Source organism: Pantoea sp. CTOTU49201, assembly GCF_032054795.1.
GTDB lineage: Bacteria > Pseudomonadota > Gammaproteobacteria > Enterobacterales > Enterobacteriaceae > Pantoea > Pantoea symbiotica.
On record NZ_DAMBSA010000174.1, the window covers coordinates 360 to 4584 of the forward strand.

General features: G+C 56.5%; 3 protein-coding genes and 2 pseudogenes. All 5 read left to right on the plus strand.

Going from position 1 to position 4225, the window contains the following annotated elements:
* A pseudogene (locus RTY00_RS13320) lies at nt 1-260 on the plus strand (hypothetical protein); the annotation flags it as partial.
* Nucleotides 241-2406, plus strand: a complete 2166-nt coding sequence (locus RTY00_RS13325; RefSeq protein WP_312664776.1) for an ImcF-related family protein — start codon at nt 241-243, stop codon at nt 2404-2406. The pseudogene RTY00_RS13320 and the gene RTY00_RS13325, both read left to right, overlap by 20 nt.
* A 27-nt stretch (nt 2407-2433) precedes the next feature.
* Nucleotides 2434-3576, plus strand: coding sequence for a type VI secretion IcmF C-terminal domain-containing protein (locus tag RTY00_RS13330; RefSeq protein WP_312664777.1), 1143 nt, complete (start codon nt 2434-2436; stop codon nt 3574-3576).
* Complete coding sequence (gene tssJ, locus RTY00_RS13335) at nt 3573-4094, plus strand: type VI secretion system lipoprotein TssJ (protein ID WP_312664778.1); 522 nt, start codon at nt 3573-3575, stop codon at nt 4092-4094. Before RTY00_RS13330 ends, tssJ begins: the two co-directional genes overlap by 4 nt.
* Nucleotides 4095-4123: 29 nt before the next feature.
* Nucleotides 4124-4225: pseudogene (locus RTY00_RS13340) on the plus strand (CDP-alcohol phosphatidyltransferase family protein); the annotation flags it as partial.

Consider the following 4225-nt stretch of genomic DNA (forward strand, 5'->3'; position numbering starts at 1 on the left):
CCGGATTAAGCGATACGCCGGATACGATGATCGCAGCGGATGCCCCCGCCATGGAAGCGTTGCTGGATGGCGGCTGGTCCGCGCTGGATCACGTACTTGCCCCATGGCTCGGCAATGCCGGGCAAATAACATCGTTTACGTTACGGTCGCTGGCGCTGTTCTCGGCGCTCAACGGCCAGTCCTGCGGCTGGATCGCCGCAGAAATGGAATCTCAATACATTACAGGAGTTTGTATTCCCCGTGGAAACCTCCCGCACTAATCCCCGACACTCGCTGTTCTGGCTGGTTTGTGGCTATTTGCTTGCTGTAACCCTGTTGGTGCTGACTGGCGCAGGGCTCTATTACTTTGCAGGCAGCAGCATTGACCTACCGGAAGCTCTGCCGCGCCAGATTGCTTTCTGGTCATTGATGGTCTGGCTGGCGCTGATGTGGTTCTGCCCACTGTTTATTCTCGCCTGGCGCGGACTAGTGCGAATCAATGCGCGTGAAGCAACAGGTGCGGCAGGTTCGCAGAAACAGCGTCCTGCAGAATATCAGTGGGTGCAGGATATTATTACCCAGATGCGCTACCAGTATCGGTGGCGCTGGCGCAGCCGGGTACGCATCCTGCTGGTGGTCGGCGATGAGCATCTGGTTGAACAGAGTATCCCCGGCCTGACAACTCAGCACTGGCTTGAGGGGCATAACACCTTGCTGCTCTGGCACGGCAGCCCGCAGGAAGATCCGTTACCCGCGCAGCTACGTGCGTTGCGTAAAATTCGTCGCCAGCTGGCAGATGCGGTGGTCTGGGTTGTGAACGCTGAAGCGAAAATGACCCAGGATGTGCTGGATACCACGGCTCGCCAGATGCAGAAGCGTTACAGCCTGTTGGGCCAGGATATCCCGCTGTGGCTGTGGGAAATTCACGCGCCCTCTCTGCATAGCGCCACCGCGCAGGGGATCGGATTTACCATCACGCAAGCTGATAGTGCGGACGATTACCGTCAGTCGCTGGATGATCTTGAGCACCAGTTGGTTGAACGCGGCATGCTGCAGACTGAGCGTAATCGCCAGCACAGTTTCTTACTGGAACTGGCGCACACGCTGCGCAGCGGCGAATCTGCTCGCCTGACACAAACCTTGTTGCAGCTCTCCGCAGGTGCAAGGGCGCTGCCGCTGGCTGGCGTGGTACTCAGCCAGCCGGAGACAACCGGAAGCGCTTCATTGCGTCATGCCTGGCAGCCGGGAAAAGCCTGGCTGGATTTACTGGCGCTACGCTGGCGCAGGCCGGTCACCAACGGTGCTTCATGGCGGAAAACGTTGCTGACGCTCTGCTCCTGCATGCTGGCGGTGTGGATGGCCTGCCTGGTGTTTTCCTGGATTGCCAATATGCGTCTTATACAGGCAGATCAGCAGCTTGCCGCCGCCGCAACAGATTTCCGTCAGCCGCTGCAGCAGCAACTTTCAGCTTTGCGCGAGTTGCAGAAAGAGATCGAGCGTCTGCAACATCGTCAGCAATATGGTGCGCCCTGGTATATGCGTTTTGGCCTCAGCCAGAATGACGCACTGTTGGATTCTCTGTGGCAACAATGGCAGCAGGCGGCAATGCCGCTGCTGCGTGATGCATCCGTCAAGCGCCTGACTACGCTGATGAGCGGCTGGCGTAACCTGCCGCCCGACAGTCCGCTGCGCGCCGATGATGCTAAAAGCATGTATGACTTGCTGAAGGCGTACCTAATGCTGGTGCATCCCGAACAATCCGATGCGGCCTTTTTCAGCACCACGGTTATGAAGGTCTGGCAACTGCGTGATGGCATACAGGACGCAAGCTGGCGCAATAATGGCGGCGCTATGCTGGCCTTTATGATGACGAATCTGCCTGCGCACCCGGAATGGCAGTTACAACCGGATATGCGACTGGTCAGCAGTATGCGCTCAGCGCTACTGCGTCAGATTGGTGCCAGCAATGCGGAGACCTCGCGCTATCAGAAGCTCATTGAGCAGGTGTCCCGTGATTATGCTGATTTGACGCTCAGTGAAATGGTCAACGTCACCGACAGCAGCAGGCTTTTTAATACCGATGAAACCGTGCCGGGCGTCTTTACCCGTAAAGCCTGGGAAGAGGCAGTACAACCGGCGATTGAGCAAGCGGCGAAAGTGCGTCGCGATGAAATCGACTGGGTGCTGAGTGATAACAAAAGTGCCAGCAATAATGATGTCTCTCCGGAAACACTGCAAACACGGCTGACAGATCGCTATTTCTCCGATTACGCCGGAGCCTGGCTGAAATTCCTCAACAGCCTGCAATGGCAGCGGGCAGAGAGCCTGTCGGAATCGATTGAACAGTTAACCCTGCTGGCCGATATACGCCAGTCACCTTTGATTGCGCTGATGAACACGCTGAATATGCAGGGCCGGACGGGGTAAACTGGCGGCGATCTTACCGATTCGCTGGTGAGCTCCGCAAAGAATCTGCTTAGCAGTGACAAAACCCAGGCCATCGCCAAGCCACAAGGTGTACGTGGCCCAATGGATGACGTCTTTGGACCTTTGCTGGCGCTGACCGATACCGGCGCAGCGGCCAAAGATAGCCTCAGCCTGCCAACATTCCTGACGCGTATTACCCGTGTTCGTCTGCGGCTGCAGCAGGTAACCAATGCGCCGGATCCGCAGGCCATGATGCAGTCGTTAGCATTGACGGTGTTTCAGGGCAAAGCCGTTGATCTCACTGACACACGCGATTACGGCAGTCTGATTGCTGCCAGCCTCGGGCAGGAGTGGAGCGGGTTTGGTCAGGCGGTATTTGTCGAACCGATGGTGCAGGCGTGGGAGCAGGTGCTCAGCCCCACCGCTGAAAGCATTAACAGCCAGTGGCAGAACGATGTAGTAACGCCGTGGGATCAATCGTTTGCCGACCGCTACCCGTTTGCTAACCGACAAAGCGACGTCTCCTTACCGCATTTAGCGCAGTTTATGCGTACCGACACCGGACGTATCGCGCAGTTCGTTAACAGTCGCCTCGGCGGCCTGCTGCGGCTCGAAGGCGATCGCTGGGTGCCGGATGCCATGAACAGCCAGGGACTGACATTCGATCCTGCTTTTCTCAGCGCGCTGAATAAACTGACGCACATCGCGAACACCGCATTTGTCCGGGGAGATGTGGAACTGCATTTCCAGATGATGGCAAAACCTTCCCGCGACGTGGTGGAATCTGAGCTGACGGTGGATCGCCAGAAGCTGCAATATTTTAACCAGGAAGAGAGTTGGCAAACGCTGAACTGGCCAGACAACCGCTGGCAACCGCAAACCACGCTGACATGGCGCAGCACCCATACCGGAACCCGCATTTATGCCGATCACCCGGGAAGCTGGGGCCTGATCCGCCTGCTGGATAAAGCCCGCATCACCGAGCTGGGCAGCAACATTTACCGTGTTGTTTGGCCGACGCCGGACGGGCTGGCACTGAACTATCAGATTCGCACGGAACTCGGCAGTGGCCCACTGGCGCTTCTCGAATTGCGTGGCTTCAGCATGCCTGCGCGGATATTTATTTCCGATCCGCAGAGTGAAGTTGCGTATCAGGGAGGTGAACAATGAGGGTTCATTTCGCCCATGTGTTGTTGATTTGCCTCTCGGCAACATTGCTGAGCAGTTGTGGAGCCTGGCAAAAAACCAAACAGGGAACCGCGAGCATTGCCGATGCCGTGTTTTATCGCCAGGTCAATAACCTGCACCTGATCTTCACTGCGCGTACAGCGATCAATCAGGACGACGCCCAGCAGTCGATGCCTTTGCGCCTGAATATTTTGCAGCTCAGCACGCGTCAAAGTTTCGATAACGCCGAATACAGCAGCCTGCTGGCACAGCCAGATCGGGTGCTGAAAGAGAGTCTGGTGGCGCAGCGGCAGTTCAGCGTCATGCCGGGACAGAGCGTCAGACTGGATATGCCAATGGAGAAACAGACGCAGTTTGTCGCGGTCGTGGGCTTGTTCCGCCAGCCGGACCGGGAGCGCGACACATGGAAACGGGTGCTGAGCCGTGAGGAGCTTGATCCGGATTCACCACGCGCGATTGAAGTAAGGGATAACACCCTGAATTTGGAATTATTGAAGTAACTATTCAATTTAACGGCAGGAGCCACAAAGTGACGCTATACGATATAAAACCGAAGTTTCAGAATTTATTAAGACCGCTGGTCGTCAGGTTACATGCGCAGGGTATCACTGCGAACCAGGTAACGTTGTTT